The 17,217-nt window shown below is 72.2% G+C and carries 16 protein-coding genes; 8 read left to right on the top strand and 8 right to left on the bottom strand.

What is annotated here, in order from left to right; all coding sequences use genetic code 11:
* Positions 1-20 precede the first annotated feature (20 nt).
* Together Msi02_RS06915 and Msi02_RS06910 are read right to left on the bottom strand one after the other, a co-directional pair.
* Positions 21-1,394: an AllF/FdrA family protein gene (locus Msi02_RS06915; protein ID WP_239108188.1), complete on the bottom strand. Its 1,374-nt coding sequence runs from the start codon at positions 1,392-1,394 to the stop codon at positions 21-23.
* Complete coding sequence (locus tag Msi02_RS06910; protein ID WP_204047586.1) at positions 1,391-2,296, bottom strand: oxamate carbamoyltransferase subunit AllH family protein; 906 nt, start codon at positions 2,294-2,296, stop codon at positions 1,391-1,393. The genes Msi02_RS06915 and Msi02_RS06910 overlap by 4 nt, the downstream gene beginning before the upstream one ends.
* A gap of 246 nt (positions 2,297-2,542) precedes the next feature.
* On the opposite strand from Msi02_RS06910, the gene Msi02_RS06905 reads away from it, so the two are divergent.
* The 6 genes from Msi02_RS06905 (at position 2,543) to cutA (ending at position 9,660) form a co-directional block, all read left to right on the top strand.
* Positions 2,543-4,120: a PucR family transcriptional regulator gene (locus Msi02_RS06905; protein ID WP_204047810.1), complete on the top strand. Its 1,578-nt coding sequence runs from the start codon at positions 2,543-2,545 to the stop codon at positions 4,118-4,120.
* A gap of 9 nt (positions 4,121-4,129) precedes the next feature.
* The gene (locus Msi02_RS06900; RefSeq protein ID WP_239108187.1) at positions 4,130-4,357 is read left to right on the top strand and encodes an RNA-binding S4 domain-containing protein; all 228 of its coding nucleotides are present in this window, start codon (positions 4,130-4,132) and stop codon (positions 4,355-4,357) included.
* A gap of 148 nt (positions 4,358-4,505) precedes the next feature.
* A complete protein-coding gene (locus Msi02_RS06895) occupies positions 4,506-5,891 on the top strand; it encodes a uracil-xanthine permease family protein (protein ID WP_204047585.1) in 1,386 nt (461 codons plus the stop codon).
* Positions 5,892-5,918: 27 nt separating this feature from the next.
* On the top strand, positions 5,919-6,794 hold the full coding sequence (locus tag Msi02_RS06890) for an FAD binding domain-containing protein (protein ID WP_204047584.1): 876 nt from the start codon (positions 5,919-5,921) through the stop codon (positions 6,792-6,794).
* Positions 6,791-7,279 carry a (2Fe-2S)-binding protein gene (locus Msi02_RS06885; RefSeq protein ID WP_204047583.1) on the top strand — a complete coding sequence of 163 codons (489 nt, stop codon included), beginning with the start codon at positions 6,791-6,793 and terminating at the stop codon, positions 7,277-7,279. The genes Msi02_RS06890 and Msi02_RS06885 overlap by 4 nt, the downstream gene beginning before the upstream one ends.
* The gene (cutA, locus tag Msi02_RS06880) at positions 7,276-9,660 is read left to right on the top strand and encodes an aerobic carbon-monoxide dehydrogenase large subunit (RefSeq protein WP_204047582.1); all 2,385 of its coding nucleotides are present in this window, start codon (positions 7,276-7,278) and stop codon (positions 9,658-9,660) included. Before Msi02_RS06885 ends, cutA begins: the two co-directional genes overlap by 4 nt.
* A gap of 6 nt (positions 9,661-9,666) precedes the next feature.
* Here the strand turns inward: cutA and Msi02_RS06875 are convergent, their stop codons facing one another.
* From Msi02_RS06875 to Msi02_RS06855, 5 genes are all read right to left on the bottom strand, one after another.
* Entirely contained in the window at positions 9,667-10,059 is a 393-nt protein-coding gene (locus tag Msi02_RS06875) for a type II toxin-antitoxin system VapC family toxin (protein ID WP_079314128.1), read from the bottom strand.
* Complete coding sequence (locus Msi02_RS06870) at positions 10,056-10,316, bottom strand: type II toxin-antitoxin system VapB family antitoxin (RefSeq protein WP_204047581.1); 261 nt, start codon at positions 10,314-10,316, stop codon at positions 10,056-10,058. Before Msi02_RS06870 ends, Msi02_RS06875 begins: the two co-directional genes overlap by 4 nt.
* Before the next feature lie 57 nt (positions 10,317-10,373).
* Positions 10,374-11,285 (bottom strand): cytochrome d ubiquinol oxidase subunit II, encoded by a 912-nt coding sequence (cydB, locus tag Msi02_RS06865; protein WP_204047580.1) that lies wholly within the window; start codon positions 11,283-11,285, stop codon positions 10,374-10,376.
* An 11-nt stretch (positions 11,286-11,296) separates the two neighbouring features.
* Positions 11,297-12,766 (bottom strand): cytochrome ubiquinol oxidase subunit I, encoded by a 1,470-nt coding sequence (locus Msi02_RS06860; RefSeq protein ID WP_204047579.1) that lies wholly within the window; start codon positions 12,764-12,766, stop codon positions 11,297-11,299.
* Between the two features lie 354 nt (positions 12,767-13,120).
* Positions 13,121-14,071 carry an oxidoreductase gene (locus tag Msi02_RS06855; RefSeq protein ID WP_204047578.1) on the bottom strand — a complete coding sequence of 317 codons (951 nt, stop codon included), beginning with the start codon at positions 14,069-14,071 and terminating at the stop codon, positions 13,121-13,123.
* A 128-nt stretch (positions 14,072-14,199) separates the two neighbouring features.
* Between Msi02_RS06855 and Msi02_RS06850 the strand changes: the two genes are divergently transcribed.
* Positions 14,200-14,898, top strand: coding sequence for an SRPBCC family protein (locus Msi02_RS06850; RefSeq protein WP_204047577.1), 699 nt, complete (start codon positions 14,200-14,202; stop codon positions 14,896-14,898).
* 117 nt (positions 14,899-15,015) lie between these two features.
* Here the strand turns inward: Msi02_RS06850 and Msi02_RS06845 are convergent, their stop codons facing one another.
* Positions 15,016-16,029 (bottom strand): AraC family transcriptional regulator, encoded by a 1,014-nt coding sequence (locus Msi02_RS06845; RefSeq protein WP_204047576.1) that lies wholly within the window; start codon positions 16,027-16,029, stop codon positions 15,016-15,018.
* 130 nt (positions 16,030-16,159) lie between these two features.
* On the opposite strand from Msi02_RS06845, the gene Msi02_RS06840 reads away from it, so the two are divergent.
* Positions 16,160-17,071 (top strand): MBL fold metallo-hydrolase, encoded by a 912-nt coding sequence (locus Msi02_RS06840; protein WP_239108184.1) that lies wholly within the window; start codon positions 16,160-16,162, stop codon positions 17,069-17,071.
* Positions 17,072-17,217 lie beyond the last annotated feature (146 nt).

Genomic DNA, 17,217 nt, shown 5'->3' with positions numbered 1-17,217 from the left:
GGTCGGCGCGGCCACGCCCGTCACCCGCCCGCCAGGAGGCGGGCGTGCCGGGCGGCCGCGGCGTTGGAGGTGAAGACCGCCGCCCCGGCCTCGTTCAGCCGGGCGGCCTGGGCGCGCAGCCCCTGCGGGTCGCCGTCGGTGCCGACGACGGCCACGACCACGTGGACGCCCCTGTCCACCGCGTCGCAGATCGCGGGCGCGAGCCAGGAGGACGGGTCGGGGTCGGCGCCGTGCCCGAGCACGACGTCCATCAGCACGACGCCTGAGGCGACGCCACGCAGCGCCTCCAGGCGCAGCGCCGGGTCGATCATGGGATGGGCGCGGCCCCGGGTGTAGGAGTCGTCGCCGAAGTCGGTGAAGTCGCCGGCGCCCGCGAGCAGGGCCGCCTCCGCGCACAGCGTGCCGCCGGCGTAGAGCCCCCGCAGGGCACCCGCCGTGTTCGGCCGACTCGCGGGGGCGGGCCAGGACGGCCACTCGGGCACGTCGCGGCCGAGGGCCCGCAGCACCTTCTCCGCGGCGGTGGTCAGGTCGTCCTGCCCCGGACCGAGCAGCGCGGCGACGACCGGCGTCGCCAGGTCGAGGTCCCGTACGGCACGGGCCACCTCGGGGGCGGGGGGCTTGGAGACCAGCACGATCAGCTCGGTGGCGGGGTCCTCGTCGAGCGCGCGCAGCGCCTGCACGGCCGAGCGCCCGCCCACCTCCGCGGACAGGTCCCTGCCGCCCACGCCGAGCACGTGGGACACGCCGACGCCGGCGAGGTCGAGCAGGCTCGTCACCTGCTGGGCGCCGGTCCCCGAGGCGGCTACGACGCCGACGGGCCCGGGGCGCAGCACGTTGGCGAAGCCCAGGCCGGCCCCGCCCACGACCGCGGTGCCGCAGTCGGGCCCCATCACGAGCACGCCCTTGGCCCGCGCCCGGTCCTTGAGCAGGATCTCCTGCTCCACCGGCATGTTGTCACTGAAGATCATCACCGAGAGCCCGGCCTCCACGGCGTCGAGCGCCTCGGCGAAGGCGTGCTCGCCCGGCACGCTCACCAGCGCCAGGCTCGCCTCGAAGGCCCGCGCCGCCGACCGGGTCGTGCGCGGCGGCGCCTCGCCCCGCGTCCCGCTCGCCGGCGCCCGTGCGGCGAGCTGACGCTCCAGTTCTGCGGCTGCGTCCTCGAGCTCCGCCGGCGAGGCGGCCCGGACCGCCACCAGCAGGTCGCCGGGCGTCGCGGGCGGAACCGCGAAGCCGAGATCGCGGGCGAGGCCCAGGTTGAGCTCGGTGGCCATCGCGACGACGGCGACGGCCACCCCGGGGCGGTCGGTCAGCGCCCGGCTCACCCGCATCAGCGTCACGGAGTCGCGGTAGACCCCGGGCCGCACCTCGACCAGGTCGTTCACAGGGTCGTTCACTGGCCCTCCCGATGGGCGAGGACGGCGGACAGGCCGATCTGCACCCCCCAGGCCAGGTCGGCGCCCGAGGTGTGGCCGAGGCGGAGCAGGCGGTGCACGGCGGGCTCCAGCGGCTGGTGCCCGGCCACGCCGCGCAGCACCCCGGTGACCTCCGGGCTCGCCTCGCCCCTGGCGGCGCAGTGCAGCAGGGTGGCCGAGATGGGCGTGGTCCGGGTGCGGGCGTCGTAGGTGACCGCAGCGGCGAGCCAGTCGGCCAGCCAGACGGCGCGCGGCACCCCCGCCGCCGCGCCGAGGTGCCGCAGCGCGACCAGCAGGCCGGCGAGCATGTCGTCGCCGCTCGGCGTCAGCCCCGGGCCGAGGCCGATCAGCCGCTCGGCCGCGGTGATGCTCTCCACCAGCGAACCGGCCCGGCAGCCGCGTTCGAGCAGCGCGGGGGCGCCGTCCGGGTCCAGTCCCGGCCGCCGGGGCGAGGCCGCGCGGGCACGGCCGAGCAGGCCGAGGGCGGGCGCGAGCCGTGCGGGGTCGGCGGGGCCGAGCGGGGGAGCGGGGTCCCACCAGCGGCGCACGCAGATCGACACGCCGCCGACCTCGACGGTGCCCTCGCCGACCCAGGCGTCGTCGCCCGCGGACACTCCGCCGAGGCGTTCGGGGAGAACCACGGCGTTGGGCAGGCGGGTGGCCTCGCCCGTCACCACGGCGACGACGTGCGGTTCGGCCTCGCTCCTGATCTCCAGGTAGAGCGCGAGGGGAAAGACCGCGAGCACCCTGGCCGGGCGGCGGGGCGCCTCGAGCGCGGGCCGTACGGCCACGCTCGCGGCGCCGCTCACGTAGGTGGGGGCCGCCGGGGGGCGGGACGCGGGCGTCGTCGCCCGCCGCCCTCTCGGGCGCGTGCCAACACTCACCGGACCTCCCGAAGCCAGTCGTTGCCGACGCTAAGGCCCGGTCTCCCCCCCTCCGTACGGAGAAAGATGCCAACAGTCGGCCGAATGCTTGGCTCTTCCTGACAGGACCGCGGTCGTGCACAATCGGCCTGAGACGTCCCGGGAGCGAACCCGACGCAGTGAGCGACGATGAATCCGAGGACGTCGCGACCCCCGGTGACGGCATTCTCGGAGACGGCCTTGCAGAACGACCCGGCCCCGCCCGCCATGCGCCTTGCGAGCACGGGAACGATCCTCCACGGCGTGTCGGTGGGCGAGCTGCTCGGGGTCTCGACGCTGGCGGACGCCCGCCTGATCGCCGGACGGAGCGGCCTCGACCGCATCGTGCAGCGCCTCAACGTGATGGAGGTGCCCGACATCCTCGCCTGGGTGAAGCCGCACGAGCTGCTGCTCACCACGGGCTACCCGCTGCGCAACACGCCGCAGTCGCTCGACCGGCTCGTGGCCGACCTGGACGAGCGCGGCCTCGCCGCCCTGGCGATCAAGCTCGGCCGCTACCTGGACGAGCTCCCGGGGGAGATGGTCGAGCAGGCCGACCGGCTGGGCTTCCCGCTGATCCTGCTGCCCAACGACGTGGGCTTCGACGACATCCTCAACCAGGTGCTCACCGACATCCTCAACCGGCAGGCGGCGATCCTCGCCCGTACGGAGGAGGCGCACCGGGCGCTCGTGCAGATCGTGCTGGCCGGGGGCGGGATGCGGGAGGTCACGGCGGAGGTGGCCGGGCTGCTGCAGGTGGCGGTGGGGGCGACCGACGCCGCCGGTCATCTCCTCGCGGCCGCCGGGGAGTCCGCGCAGGTGGCGCGGCTGCGGGAGATCAACGCGGCCCTCGCGCGGACGCCGGCGGCGACGCCCGCGGCCGGCGACGGGCACTACGCGGCGGTGCCGATCGTCGCGGGCGGGCACCACCACGGGAGGATCGCCGCCTACAGCGCCAACGGCACGCTGACCCCCAGCGACATCGGCATCCTGGAGCGCGCCGCGACCGTCGCCGCGCTGGTGATCACCAAGCAGGAGGCGGTCACCGCCGTCGAGAGCAAATACCGCGCCGACTTCCTGCGCGACGTGCTCACCGGCAGGGGCGGGCTGCGGGTGGCCGAGCGCGCCCAGGCGTTCGGCTGGGACCTGGAGCGCCCGGTGAGCGTGCTGGTCGCCGAGATCGACCCGGACGCCGAGGAACGACCGGTCCAGGACCGCATGCTGGCGGCGTGGCAGGCGTCGGTGCGCAAGCACGACCCGCGCGGCGCGGTCGCCGGCTTCTCCCACGAGGTCGTGGCGATCGTCGGGGCGGCGGCCGACCCGGCCAAGGTGGCCAGGGACGCGCTCGCCGCCGTCTCCGACGGCACGTTCTCCACCGGCCTCAGCCGGGTCGCCTCCGGCGTGGACGCCCTGCCCGGCGCGTACGGCCAGGCGCTGAAGGCCGCCCGGGTGGGCCGCCAGCTCCACGGGGCGGGAGCGGTCGCCCACTTCGACGAGCTGGGGGTCTACCGGCTGCTTTCGCTGGTGAACGACACCGACGAGCTGCACGCCTTCGTCCGCGAGACCCTGGGCCCGCTGGCCGGGGACGACGACGCGGAGAACGCCGACCTGCGCCGGACCCTGCAGGCGCTGCTGGAGACCAACCTCAACGTCGCCGAGACCGCGCGCCGGCTGCACTTCCACTACAACACCCTGCGCTACCGGATCGGGAAGCTGGAGCGCATGCTGGGCAACTTCACCGAGGACGCGCACCTGCGGCTCAACCTCACCCTCGCTCTGCACGTCCTGCGCATGAGGGGCATCTAGGCTGGCGGCGTGAACGACGCGAAGGCCCCAGCGATCACCTTCGAGCTGGACGGCGACTACATCCCGCTCTGCGATCTCCTCAAGTTCTGCCAGATCACCGACAGCGGCGGCGCGGCCAAGCACCTCATCGCGGAGGGCCGGGTGCGCGTCGACGGACGCGTGGAGTTGCGCAAGGCCTGCAAAATCCGGGCGGGCCAGGTCGTCACCGGCGAGGGGTACACGATCCGTGTGGTATGACGCCCAGGAGCTCGCCGGTTTGGCAGATCATGCCCATGTCTGTCGCGCACGCCAGTCCTAAAGTGCCCCAAACGGTCCAGAAGCGCCGCGGAGGGACGCCTGCGGGGTGGCCGACCGGCCCACGGCCCAGTGAGCAAGAGGGGCGTACATGGCTTTCAGATGGACGATGCACGGCGACGGGAGAGGGCTGGCCCCCGGGGAGGTCGTCAAACCGAACGAGAGGCTGAGCTGGCCGCGCACCATCGGCATCGGCGCCCAGCACGTGATCGCCATGTTCGGCGCGACCTTCGTGTTCCCGCTCGTGATGGGCCTGGATCCGAACATCGCCGTGATGATGTCGGGCGTCGCGACGATCCTGTTCCTACTGATCACCCAGGGGAAGGTGCCCAGCTACCTCGGCACCTCCGCGTCGTTCGTCGGCGGCGTGGTCGCCGTGCGGGCCGCGTTCGGCGGCGACACCCCGGCGGCCGACAAGGTCGTCACCGGTGCGATCCTCGTCGCCGGCCTGGTGCTCGCCCTGTGCGGCGTGGCGATCCACGTGCTCGGCGTGCAGATCATCCACCGGATCTTCCCGCCGGTCGTGACCGGCGCGGTGGTCATGCTGATCGGTTTCGGCCTCGCATATGTGGTGGCGGACGTCTACTGGCCGCAGGACCCGTGGATCGCGCTGATCACCATGATCGCGACGTTCGTCTTCATCGTGCTGTTCCGCGGCTTCCTCGGCCGGATCGGCGTCCTGCTGGGACTGATCTTCGGGTTCGTCGTCTCCTGGCTCGCCGACAAGGTGTTCGGGAACATCACCGCCTACAACGCGGGCACCGGGAAGATCGACACCCATCCCCGGGTGAGCTTCCAGGCCGTCGCCGACGCCGACTTGTTCGGCCTGCCCCACTTCAACATGCCCCCGTCGTTCCATGTCTCGGCGGTGCTGGTGGTGCTGCCCGCCGTGATCGCCCTGATCGCGGAGAACGTCGGCCATGTCAAGGCCGTGGGCCAGATGACCGGCGCCGACGTCGACCCCCAAATGGGCAAGGCGATCATCGCCGACGGCGTCGGCACCGCGGTCGCGACCGCCGTCGGCGGCTCGCCCACCACGACGTACGCCGAGAACATCGGCGTCATGGCGGCCACCCGGGTCTATTCGACGGCCGCCTACTACGTCGCCGCGGTCATCGCGATCCTGTTCGGCCTGTCCCCCAAGTTCGGCGCGCTGGTCGCCGCCACGCCTGGCGGCGTGCTCGGCGGCGTCACGGTCATCCTCTACGGCATGATCGGTCTGCTCGGCGCGAAGATCTGGGTGGAGAACCGGGTGGACTTCGCCGACCCGGTCAACATGGTTCCGATCGGCGCGGGGATCATCCTCGCGATCGGGCCGGTCACCCACCAGATCACCGGCGACTTCTCGCTCGCCGGGATCGCGCTCGGCACGATCGTGGTGCTCGCCGGCTATCACCTGCTCCGCGCGATCGCGGGCAGACGAGCGAAGGAGGTCACGGGTGGGGAGATCGGGCTCGAACGCGACCCGGCCGTCTGAACGGCCCGCGTCGCGGGTGCGAACGCGGTGAAGCCGCCCCCGTTCGGCTACCACGGCCCGGCCACCCTCGGCGAGGCGCTCGACGTCCTCGCCGAGACCGGGCCCGGCGGGAAGGTGCTGGCCGGCGGCCAGAGCCTGATCCCGCTGCTCAACATGCGGCTGGCCGCGCCCGCCCACATCATTGACGTGAACCGCGTGCCCGGCCTGGACGGGATCGAGGCCAGGCCGTCCGGCGTACGCGTCGGAGCCCTGGCCCGCCACGCCGCCGTGGAGCGCTCGCCGGAGGCCGCCGCCGCGCAGCCGCTGCTGCGGCAGGCGCTGCGGCTGGTCGCCCACCCCGTGATCCGCAACCGCGGCACGGTGGTGGGCAGCCTCGTCCACGCCGACCCCGCCGCCGAGATGCCCGCCGTGCTCGCCCTGCTCGGCGGGTCCGTACGGCTGGCGAGCCGGGGCGGGGAGCGGGAGGTGCCGGCCGCGGAGTTCTTCACCGGCCCGATGGAGTCGGCGCTGCGGCCCGGCGAACTGGCCGTGTCGGCGTTCTTCCCGGCGCTGCCCGGGCGGTCGGGCACGGCCTTCCACGAGGTGGCGCGGCGGCACGGCGACTACGCGGTGGCCGGGGTGGCCGCCGCCGTCACGCTGGACGAGGACTTCCGGATCGCCGCCGCCCGCGTGGCCTGCGTGAGCGTGGGACCGGTCCCGGTGGTCGTGGACGTGACCGCCGCGTGCGGCCCGCGCCCGGCCGCCTCGGCCGACTGGGCGGCCGTGGCGGGAGCCGTACGGGACCGGATCGAGCCGGAGGGCGACATCCACGCCACGGCGGACTACCGGCGGCACCTCACCGGGGTGCTCGCCGCTCGGGCGCTGCGGGACGCCGCCTCCGCGGCCCGCGGGGAGGAATCGTGAACGAGACACGCCATCACGTGACGCTGACGGTCAACGGGGTCGTGCGGGAGGCGACGGTGCCCGGGCGGCGGCTGCTGTCCGACTGCCTGCGCCACGACCTCGGCCTCACCGGCACCCACGTGGGCTGCGAGCACGGCGTCTGCGGCGCCTGCACGGTGCTGCTGGACGGCGAGCCGGTGCGGTCGTGCCTGACGCTCGCCGTCACGGTGGACGGCCACGAGATCACGACGGTGGAGGGGCTGGCGCGCGACGGCGAGCTGTCGCCGGTCCAGCGGGCCTTCACCGAGTGCCACGCCCTGCAGTGCGGGTTCTGCACGCCGGGGTTCCTGTGCACGGTCACCGCGTTCCTGCGGGACAACCCCGCGCCGACCGAGGAGGAGGCGCTGGAGGCCGTCGCGGGCAACCTGTGCCGGTGCACCGGCTACCAGAACATCCTCAAGGCCGTCCACCGGGCGGCGGAGCTTCAGGCGGAGGAGGACCGGTGACGACCAAGCTGTTCGGCGAGCCGGTCCGGCGGCGCGAGGACGCCCGGCTCATCACCGGGCAGGGGCGCTACCTCGACGACCTGGGCGCGGGTGCGCTGGCCGCCGCCTTCGTCAGGTCGCCGCACGCCCACGCGCGGATCCTCGACATCGACGTGTCGGCCGCCCTCGACGTGGAGGGCCTGGTCGCGATCTACACGTGGGAGGACCTGCCGGGCGCGCTGGCCGAGCCGCTGCCGCTGCTGATCCCGCACCCCGCGCTCACGCACGGCCGTACGGCGTACCCGCTGGCCCGGGAGATCGTCCGGCACGTCGGTGAGCCGGTCGTGATGGTCGTCGCCCGTGACCGCTACCTCGCCGAGGACGCCTGCGCCCTGATCCGGGTCGACTACGAGATCCTCAAGCCCGTCGTGGGCATCGAGGAGGCCGTGCGCGGCGTGCATCTGGTGCACGAGGACGTGCCGGGCAACGTCGGCGCGCACCTCGTGCAGGAGGTGCCGGGACCGGGCGGCCTGACCGCGCGGGAGGCGATCGAGGCCGCCCCGCACACGCTGGAGTTCCGCCTCGACGTCGAGCGCAGCGCGTGCACGCCCCTGGAGGGCAAGGGCGTGTACGCCCGCTGGGACGCCGACGACGGGTCGCTGCGCGTCTACTCCTCCACACAGACGTCCACGAGCGTGCGGATGGCGATCGCGGCCAAGCTCGGGCTGCCGCTGCCCAAGGTGGAGGTCATCGCCCCGGACGTCGGCGGCGGGTTCGGAGTCAAGATCGTCCACCCGTGGCCGGAGGAGATCCTGGTGCCGTGGGCGGCCCGGCTGCTGAACCGCGAGGTGAAGTGGACCGAGGACCGGCGCGAGCACTTCGTCTCGTCGTCACACGAGCGCGGCCAGGTCCAGCACGTGCGGGTCGGGTTCGACGACGACGGGCGCGTCCTCGGCCTGGAGGTCGAGATCCTGCACGACCACGGCGCCTACACGCCGTACGGGATCATCGTGCCGATCATCACCTCGACGCAGCTGCTCGGGCCGTACAAGGTGGGGGCCTACCGGGTCGAGTTCTCCTCGATCTACACCAACACGGTGCAGGTCACGCCCTATCGGGGCGCGGGCCGCCCGCAGGGCGTGTTCTGCATGGAGCGGACGATGGACCGCATCGCCGCCCACCTCGGCAGGGACCGTACGGAGGTCCGCGCGGCCAACTTCATCCAGCCGGACGAGTTCCCGTACGACCAGGGCATGACGTTCCAGGACGGGCGCCCGCTGATCTACGACAGCGGCGACTACCCCGAGGCGCTGCGCATGCTCAAGGAGCTGATCGGCTGGGACTCCTTCCCCGAGATCAAGGCCCGCGCGGCGGCCGAAGGACGCAGGGTCGGCATCGGCGTCGGCTGTTACGTCGAGGGCACCGGCGTCGGCCCGTACGAGGGCGGGCACGTGCAGGTCACCTCCGACGGGCGGGTGCACGTCTCGACCGGCCTGACCTCCCAGGGGCAGGGACACGAGACCGTGTTCGCGCAGATCGCGGCCACCGAGCTCGGCGTGCCGATCGAGAAGGTGTCGGTCGTCACCGGCGACACCCGGCGCTTCGGGTACGCCGTGGGCACCTTCGCCTCACGGGCGGCGGTGATGAGCGGCAACGCGATCGCGCTCGCCTGCCGGAAGGTCAGGGAGAAAGCGCTGCGGATCGCGGCGGAGGCGCTGGAGGCCGACCCACGCGATCTGGAGATCACCGACGGGATGGTCCACGTGGCCGGCGTGCCGTCGGCGTCGATCCCGCTGGCGACCGTCGCCGTGCTGTCCAACCCGCTGCGGTACGCCTTCGACGAGGAGGCCAAGCGGGCCACGCAGTTCGCCGGGCCCGCCTCCGACGACCGGCCGCCGGTGGCCGAGGGGGAGGAGCCGGGCCTGGAGGGCCGGGACTACTACTCGCCGGTCAGGTCCACCTTCGCGGCCGGCATGCACGCGGCGATCGTGGAGACCGACCCGGACACCGCGGAGATCAGGATCCTGCGTTACGCCGTCGTCCACGACTGCGGCAGGCTGATCAATCCGATGATCGTCGAGGGCCAGATCCACGGCGGGGTCGCCCAGGGCGTCGGCGGGGCGCTGTACGAGAAGATGGTCTACGACGAGCACGGCCAGTTGCTGAACGCCTCGTTCATGGACTTCCTGATGCCGTACGCCACGGAGGTGCCGCGCATCGAGACGGCCCACCTGGAGACGCCCTCGCCGCTGAACCCGCTCGGGATCAAGGGCGCGGGGGAGGCCGGGGTCATCCCCGTCTCGGCCGTCATCGCCTCCGCGGTCGAGGACGCCGAGGGCATCACGATCGCCCGGATGCCCATCTCCCCCTCCGACCTCCACCACCTGCGCCTGGAACGGTGAGCACGGTCAGAGCGCCGGAGTCACGTCCGTGTGAATGAAGTCGTCACCCTTGAACAGGAGTGGTTCCTGGCACTCTCTCGCGAGCGCGTAGGAGAAGCAGTCGCCGAAGTTCAGTCCTGCTTTGTGGCCGCTGCCCCTGCCGTAGTCCCAGTAGGCCCGGCGCGCGGTCCGAGCCTGCTCAGGTGTGACCGGCATGATCTGCACCCTCATCCGGGCGAGAAGGTCGTCCAGGAGCCGTGACGCGGCGGGGTCACGGGCACGCTCGACCACCGCGGCCAACTCGACGTAGGTCCCCGCCGAGATCCGTCGCGTCGGCGCATCCCTGATGGCTCTGGCCAGGTCGATGGCGTCCGGCTCTCCGTTGAGGATCGCGACGATCGCGCTGGTGTCGATGATCACGACGGAAGTCCGGTCTCAGGGTCGTAGAGGAAGTCGCTGGACAGCTCCAGCTCACCTACTCGCGAGCGAATCTTCGCGGCAAGCGCGAGGATGTCCTCTGCCATTGAGGCGTCCTCGGTCTGCTGGAGCTTCGCGAGCAGCCGCTCGTGCCGCTCCCGTAGGGCGGAAACAACGGCGGCGGTCTTGCTCTCACCAGTCAGCGCCCCGATCTCGGCCGCCAGCCGCTCGGCTTCGGGATTCTTGATGTTCAAGCTCACGGCCACCCCTTTCTGCCCTATCTACCTTCGGACTCTACCCCTTCTGCCTTTCTTGAGTCAGTGGACTCCGGCGGTGAGGCGCTTGCGGAAGACCCAGTAGGTCCAGGCCTGGTAGGCGATGACGCCCGGCAGGGCGATCAGGCCGATCCAGGTGAGGACGGTCAGCGTGTACGGCGCCGAGGCCGCCTCGGCCAGCGTGAGACCGGGCAGGGGAGCGGTCCACAGCACGCCGAAGACGGTGGCGGTCGTCGCGGCGATCGCGGTCGCGGTCGCGGTGAAGGCCCAGCCCTCGCGGCGGCCCCAGACCAGCGTCACCCCGGCCGCCAGCGCCGCGGCGGCGAGCAGGGCCGTGCCCAGCGTCCACATGGGCCCCTTGCCGGGCACGGACGGCAGCGTGGCGAGCGCGACCGGCACCGCGCCGACGGCCGCGAGCAGCGCGGCGCGGCGGGCGCGGGCCCGGACCCCGCCGGTCGTCTTGAGCGCCACGAACACCGCGCCGTGCAGCACGGCCACCGACAGCGACAGGGCCCCGCCGAGCACGGTCGCCAGCGCCGTGCCGAACAGCAGGTTGCCGAAGATCGCGCCCCACAGGAACGCGGGCAGCACGCTGCCGGTGACGATCCCGGCGTCGCAGAGCGCGACCTCGCGCCGGGAGTGGACCTTGCCCCGCCACTCCAGGCCCACCCCGCGTACGACCAGGCCGGCGATGACGAGGAAGACCGCCAGGTAGAAGCCGCTCAGCAGGCCGGAGTACCAGGCCGGGAAGGCGGCGAACATCGCCCCGATCGCGGTGATCAGCCACACCTCGTTGCCGTCCCAGACCGGCCCGATGGTGCCAAGCACCTGCTTGCGGTCGGCCTCCGACCGCGACAGCAGCGGCAGCAGTGCGCCCACCCCGAAGTCGAACCCCTCAAGGACGAAGTAACCCGTCCAGAGGAACGCGATCACGATGAACCAGAAGGTCGTCATCTCGTGGCTCCTCAGTACATGAGCGTCGGCGTGAGCCGCGCCTCGTCGGGGCGGGCGGGAACGGCGCCGGCGGGCGCGCTCTCGACCGGCGGCAGCTCCGGGCCCGCCTTGACGTGCCGCACCAGCAGCACGCCCTCGGCCACCGCGAGCAGGCCGTACAGGACCGTGAAGATCGCCAGGGTGATCGCCACCTCGCCGAGCGAGACGCCGGGCGACACGCTGGCGGCGGTCATGAGCTCGCCCTGGACGGTCCACGGCTGGCGGCCGATCTCGCTGAGCAGCCAGCCGGAGATGATCGCGATGGCGGGCAGCGGGAGCGCCAGCACGCACAGGCGGGCGAACCAGTCGGGCACCGGCTTCGCCATGCCGCCGTGCCGCCGCCTGGGCCGCCGGGTCAGCCACAGGCCGAGCACGGACAGGCCCACCGTGGCCATGCCGAAGCCGATCATCACGCGGAACGACCAGAAGACGACCGGCAGGTTCGGGGTGTAGTCGGCCGGCCCGAAGGTCTTCTCGTACCGCGCCTGGATGTCGTCGACGCCCTGGACCGTCGCGCCGGGGTCGTGCGCGGCGAGCAGGCTGAGCAGGCCGGGCACCTCGACGCCGGGCGCGATCGAGAACGGCGCCCCGGCGGTGTCGTGGCGCAGGCCCTCAGCCGCGGCGAGCTTCATCGGCTGCTGCTCGCGCAGCAACTGGCCGGACAGGTCACCGCTGCCGGCGACGACGGCCCCCGCGATCGCCGTCATGACGAGCGCGGCGCGCAGGCTGGTCCGCCACATGTCCGGGAGGCGGCGCATCGGCGTGGTGGCGTCCCCGGCGGCCGTACGGGCCGGGCGGCCCGGCCGCAGGCCGAGGCCACGCTCGCGCAGGATGCGGTAGCCCGCGACGGCGATGACGAACCCGCCCGCCACGACGAACGAGGCGGCGACGACGTGCGGCACCTGGGCGAGGGCCGTCGAGTTCGTCAGCACCGCCCACAGGTCGGTCATCCTGGCCCTGCCGTCCACGACCTCGTAGCCGACCGGGTGCTTCATCCAGGCGTTGGCCGCGAGGATGAAGTACGCGGACAGGTTGGAGCCGATGACGGCCGCCCATAGGCAGGCGAGGTGGACCCGCTTGGGCAGCCGGTCCCAGCCGAAGATCCACAGGCCGAGGAACGTCGACTCCAGGAAGAACGCGAGCAGCGCCTCCAGCGCCAGCGGCGCGCCGAACACGTCGCCGACGAAGGTCGAGTACTCGCTCCAGTTCATCCCGAACTGGAACTCCTGGACGATGCCGGTGACCACGCCCATGGCGAAGTTGATCAGGAAGAGCTTGCCGAAGAACTTCGTGAGCCTGAGGTAGTGCTCCTTGCCCGTCAGGTGCCAGGCGGTCTGGAGCCCGGCGACGTAGACGCCCAGCCCGATCGTCAGGGGTACGAAGAGAAAGTGGTACACGGTGGTCACCCCGAACTGCCACCGTGCCAGGTCAAGCGCGTCCATGTCTCCCTCACGCCCGGAGCTCTACAGCTCGTAGTTCTATTTCCAGTAGTACTACAAGCTGTAGAGCATTAGGGCTCCGCGAGGTGCGATCTTCGTCACAGCCGGGCGGTGCGCCGCCCGGACCCCGGTTCGCGGTGCCGGATCCCGTTGCTTGCAGTACCGACGATTGCGGTCGGACCGTCCCGGTCGCCAGGGACAGGGGTCCTGTCCTGCCGGGAGCGCCTCCTGGGAGAGGCACGGGATCAAGAATGGACGAACGATGACAAGTGCCGCGTCCGCCGCGCGGCTGATTCGCCCGTACGCCGCGCGGTTGACGGCGCGAAGGCCGGGCCGATGGGTGGGTGTACGGCGCCCCTACGCGGCGGCCGGGTGGAGTGCCAGCGTGGGGTAGTCGGTGTAGCCGCGGTGGTCGCCGCCGAACGCGGTGCTCAGGTCGGCCTCGTTCAGCGGCGCGCCGACGCGCAGGCGCAGCGGCAGGTCGGGGTTGGCCAGGAAGGCCCTGCCCAGTGCGACCAGGTCGGCGCCCCAGTCGAGCAGTCTCTCCGCGGCGGAGGCGGGGTCGGTCGCAACCGGGTCGTTGACGATCAGCGCGTTCGGCCACAGGTCGCGGATCCGCGCGTTGAGCTCGTCGCCGCCGGTCGCCACAAGGTGCAGGTAGACCAGGTCGAGGTCGGCGAGCGCGGACACCAGCGCGGGGTAGAGCTCGTGCGCGTCCTCCTCGACCAGTCCCTGGGCGCCGTTGAGAGGGGACAGCCGGATGCCGACCCGGTCGGGGCCGATCTCCTCCGCGACGGCCCTGGCGGTCTCCACGGCGAACCGGATCCGGCCGGCCACCGATCCGCCGTACCGGTCGTCGCGCAGGTTGGCGTTCTGGGACAGGAACTGGTGGATGAGGTAGCCGTTGGCCCCGTGCAGTTCGACCCCGTCGAACCCGGCCTCCACGGCGCGGCGCGCGGCGGTGGCGAAGTCGCGGACCGTCGCCTCCACCTCGGCGGTGGACAGCTCCACGGCGACCGGCGTGTCCTGGGGGCCCGTCGGCGTGAAGATCTGCTCACCGACCCGTACGGCCGAGGGGGCGACCGGCAGCCTGCCGGTGTTGTCGGGGTGGCCGACCCCTCCGGCGTGCATGATCTGGGCCACGATCCTGCCGCCCGCGGCGTGGACGGCGCCGGTCACCTCACGCCACCCCGCCACCTGTTCGTCCGTGTGCAGCCCCGGCGTGTTCATGTAGCCCTGCCCCGCGGCGCAAGCGGGCGTACGGCCTGCGAGGGGTGGAGTACGGCGGGCGGCGAGGCGCCATGGCATGGCCGTCGATAGGGCGCCCTACGCCGGGGCATGTGAACTCTGCACGACCGCGGCGCCGTGCCGGGGCAGATCTTGCCGTTCTCGGCGTACGGGTGATTCTCTAGGGTGCTCGGCATCGGAGGTGGCCCATGAAGGTCTCAGGCAGCGCGCTGGTCGCGGCGGAGCGCAAGCGGGTCTGGGACGCCCTCCAGGACCCCGGCGTCCTGGTGCGGACGATTCCCGGCTGCGAGCGCCTGGAGACGATCGGCGAGAACGTGTACGCGATGACGGTGACCGCCGGCGTCGCCTCGATCAAGGGCGTCTACCAGGGCGAGGTGGCGCTGCGCGACCAGGAGGAGCCGGACCGGTTCACGCTCGGCGCGCGCGGTCAGGGCGCCCCCGGCACGGTCGAGGCGACCGTGGCCGTACGGCTCAGCGACGCCGGGGGCGGCACCCGGATCGACTACGACGCCGAGGCCGTCGTCGGCGGCATGATCGGCGGCGTGGGGCAGCGGATGCTCGCCTCGGTCGCCAAGAAGACCGCGGGGGAGTTCTTCTCCGCCGTCGAGCGGCACCTGCTGTCCGTCTCCGCCGTCCCCGCCGGATCCCCGGAGGCCGCCGTCTCCGAGGCCGCGACGGCGGCGGCGGGCGACGCGGCGGCCCGTGCGGCGATGGCGGCCGTGACCGGGGAGACCGCGCCGCGAGTGTTCACCCGCGAGGCCCCGGCCGCGCCCCGCCAGGGCGTGCCCGCCTGGACGATGCTCGCGGCGTTCGGCGCGGGCGCAGGGGTGGCGCTCGGCAGCGCCGTCATCGGCTGGCTCCTCGGCCGCCAAGGCCGCCGCAGGTAGAAGCCGCCACAGCCGCCACTGGGCAGGACGGAATACGGCAGGAACGGGCCGCGCTCTTGATCGTCGGTCCTTGGGTCGTCGGGGGTTCGCGCTGGTTGATGGAGGTTTCCGGCGTGACTACCGTGTCGTTTCGCGATAACTGTGGAGTCGCTGCCTGACCGACTTTCCGGCGTCGGTTTGTTCTGACGCCGGTTGGGGGCTTGCGGTGGGAGCGGAGCGCTCTGCGGCCTTCGCTCGATATCGCCCCGGTGTAGTGCCGAACTCCCTTTCGAAGGCGTGTGAGAGTGCGTACGGGCTGCTGTAGCCGACTCGGCCGGCGATCGTGGCCAGGGTTTCGGGGGTGTCGCGGAGCAGGGTGGCGGCAAGGATCACGCGCCACCAAGTGAGGTAAGCCATCGGAGGGCGGCCGACCAGGGTGGTGAACCGGCGTGCCAGGGTGGGACGGGAGACGCCCGCCTCCGCGGCCAGGCGGTCGATGCTCCACGGCGCGGCCGGTTTCGAGTGCATCGCCCGCAGGGCGGCGGCCGTCACCGGGTCGCCCAGTGCGGTGGGCCAGGCTCCGCTGGTGGTCTCGGTCATCCAGGAACGAATCATGTAGACGAGGAGGAGATCGAGCAGGCTCGGGAGGGCCACGCAGGAGCCGGGCCGCACCTCGTCCAACTCACCGGCGAGCAGATCGATCGCGGCACGGAGTTCGAGGTGGCTGCCCACTCGGCTGGGGAGGTGGACGACCTCGGGCAACTCTGCCATGAGCGGGTGCATGCGGCTGCAGTCGAGCCAGTACTTGCCGCAGAGCAGCTCCGTCTCGTCACGACCAGATCGGGCTCGCGGCCCTGCCTCCATGAGCCATTGCTCGAACGGCACCGCCTTCTCCTCCGCGACCGCCGCGTCGATGGGGGAATCGGCGATCACATGCCCTGTGCCATGAGGCAGCAGCACCGCGTCACCCACGCCCAGCGTCACCCGTACGCCGCCGTCGGTCAGCAGCCAACTGCTTCCCTTCAAGACGACGTAGAAGCCCGCGCCTTCGTACGGGTCCAGCCGCGCGCACCAGCTCCCACTCGTCCGCACCCGGTGGAACCAGGGGTGCCCGAGGTGCGCGGCAGAGATCGCGTCGCTCACCACATCCACCCGTCCAGGTTATCTCCCGCCTCATGCGTGAGACGGATTCGTATCTTTTTGAGCTCGACGCGCATCGAAAAGATCGTTCGGTGCTCTTAAGGTCGAGCGCATGACGAACGAGAACGAGAGTGTGCAGAGCATGGTGCTGGGGGACGTCGAGGTCATCCGGGTCGTCGAATGGCATGAACCGTTCCTGCCCACCTCGGGCATGTTCCCGGCGGTCGCCGCCGATGTATGGAGGGACAACGAGGACTGGCTGACACCGGACCACTGGGAGCCGGACGGCGACCGTGCGGTGCTTGCTCTGCAGACCTGGGTGCTGCGCAGCGGTGGGCGGACCGTCCTGGTCGACACCGGTGCGGGCAACGGACGCGAGCGACCGGGCATGGGGCCCTTCCACCAGTCTCAGAGTGATCTCCCCGGCCTTCTGGCGGAGGCTGGTGTTCGCCCGCAAGACGTGGACGTCGTCGTCAACACCCATCTCCACGTCGATCACGTCGGCTGGAACACCGTCGACGCGGACGGGCAGTGGGTACCGGCGTTTCCCAACGCCCAATACCTCATTCCCGCCGCGGACGACTTCCATTACGGTCCGGACAACGCGTACGGCAACGGCGCGCAGAAGGTCGACCGCCTGATCTACGAAGACAGCATCGCGCCCATCCACGAGGCCGGACAGGCCGTGCTGTGGGACGGCCTCCATCGCATCGACGAACACCTCACCCTGGAGTCCGCGCCCGGCCACACCCCCGGCTCGTCCGTGCTGCGGCTCGCATCCGGGAGCGACCGGGCGGTTTTCGTCGGAGACCTGCTGCACAGCCCGGTGCAGATCCTCCAGCCCTGCTGCAACAGCAACGCCTGCCTGGCCCCGGAACAAGCGGTGGCCAGCCGCCGCCGGATTCTCGGGCGGGCGGCGGATGAACGGGAACTGCTCGTCCCCGCGCACTTCGGTGGTGCGGGCGCGGTGGAAGTCCGGCGGGAGGGCGATGGATTCGCCCTCGGCGCATGGGCGACGGCGAACCCGAAGAAGACGGCGTCGGTCTCCGAGTGAGCCTTTGGCCCGGCGTCCCCCAGGCCTCGTTCGCGCGGGGACAGACGAAACCAGGATCACCGAGCACCACACCACCGCCGCAGAGGGGCGACGGTCGTCTACACCGATGCGCTGGATCGCCACCCAGCCCAGCCAGCTCCCGCACG

It is taken from the genome of Microbispora siamensis, from assembly GCF_016863095.1.
In the GTDB taxonomy this organism is placed as follows: Bacteria; Actinomycetota; Actinomycetes; order Streptosporangiales; family Streptosporangiaceae; genus Microbispora; species Microbispora siamensis.
This window is presented reverse-complemented; position numbering and strand designations above follow the sequence as displayed.

Coding starts and splice junctions, on each gene's coding strand:
- Msi02_RS06850 (WP_204047577.1), top strand. CDS start 14,200: ATGAAGGTCTCAGGCAGCGCGCTGGTCGCGGCGGAGCGCAAGCGGGTC.
- Msi02_RS06895 (WP_204047585.1), top strand. CDS start 4,506: ATGGCTTTCAGATGGACGATGCACGGCGACGGGAGAGGGCTGGCCCCC.
- Msi02_RS06860 (WP_204047579.1), bottom strand. CDS start 12,766: ATGGACGCGCTTGACCTGGCACGGTGGCAGTTCGGGGTGACCACCGTG.
- cydB (WP_204047580.1), bottom strand. CDS start 11,285: ATGACGACCTTCTGGTTCATCGTGATCGCGTTCCTCTGGACGGGTTAC.
- Msi02_RS06855 (WP_204047578.1), bottom strand. CDS start 14,071: ATGCCATGGCGCCTCGCCGCCCGCCGTACTCCACCCCTCGCAGGCCGT.
- Msi02_RS06840 (WP_239108184.1), top strand. CDS start 16,160: ATGGTGCTGGGGGACGTCGAGGTCATCCGGGTCGTCGAATGGCATGAA.
- Msi02_RS06905 (WP_204047810.1), top strand. CDS start 2,543: ATGCGCCTTGCGAGCACGGGAACGATCCTCCACGGCGTGTCGGTGGGC.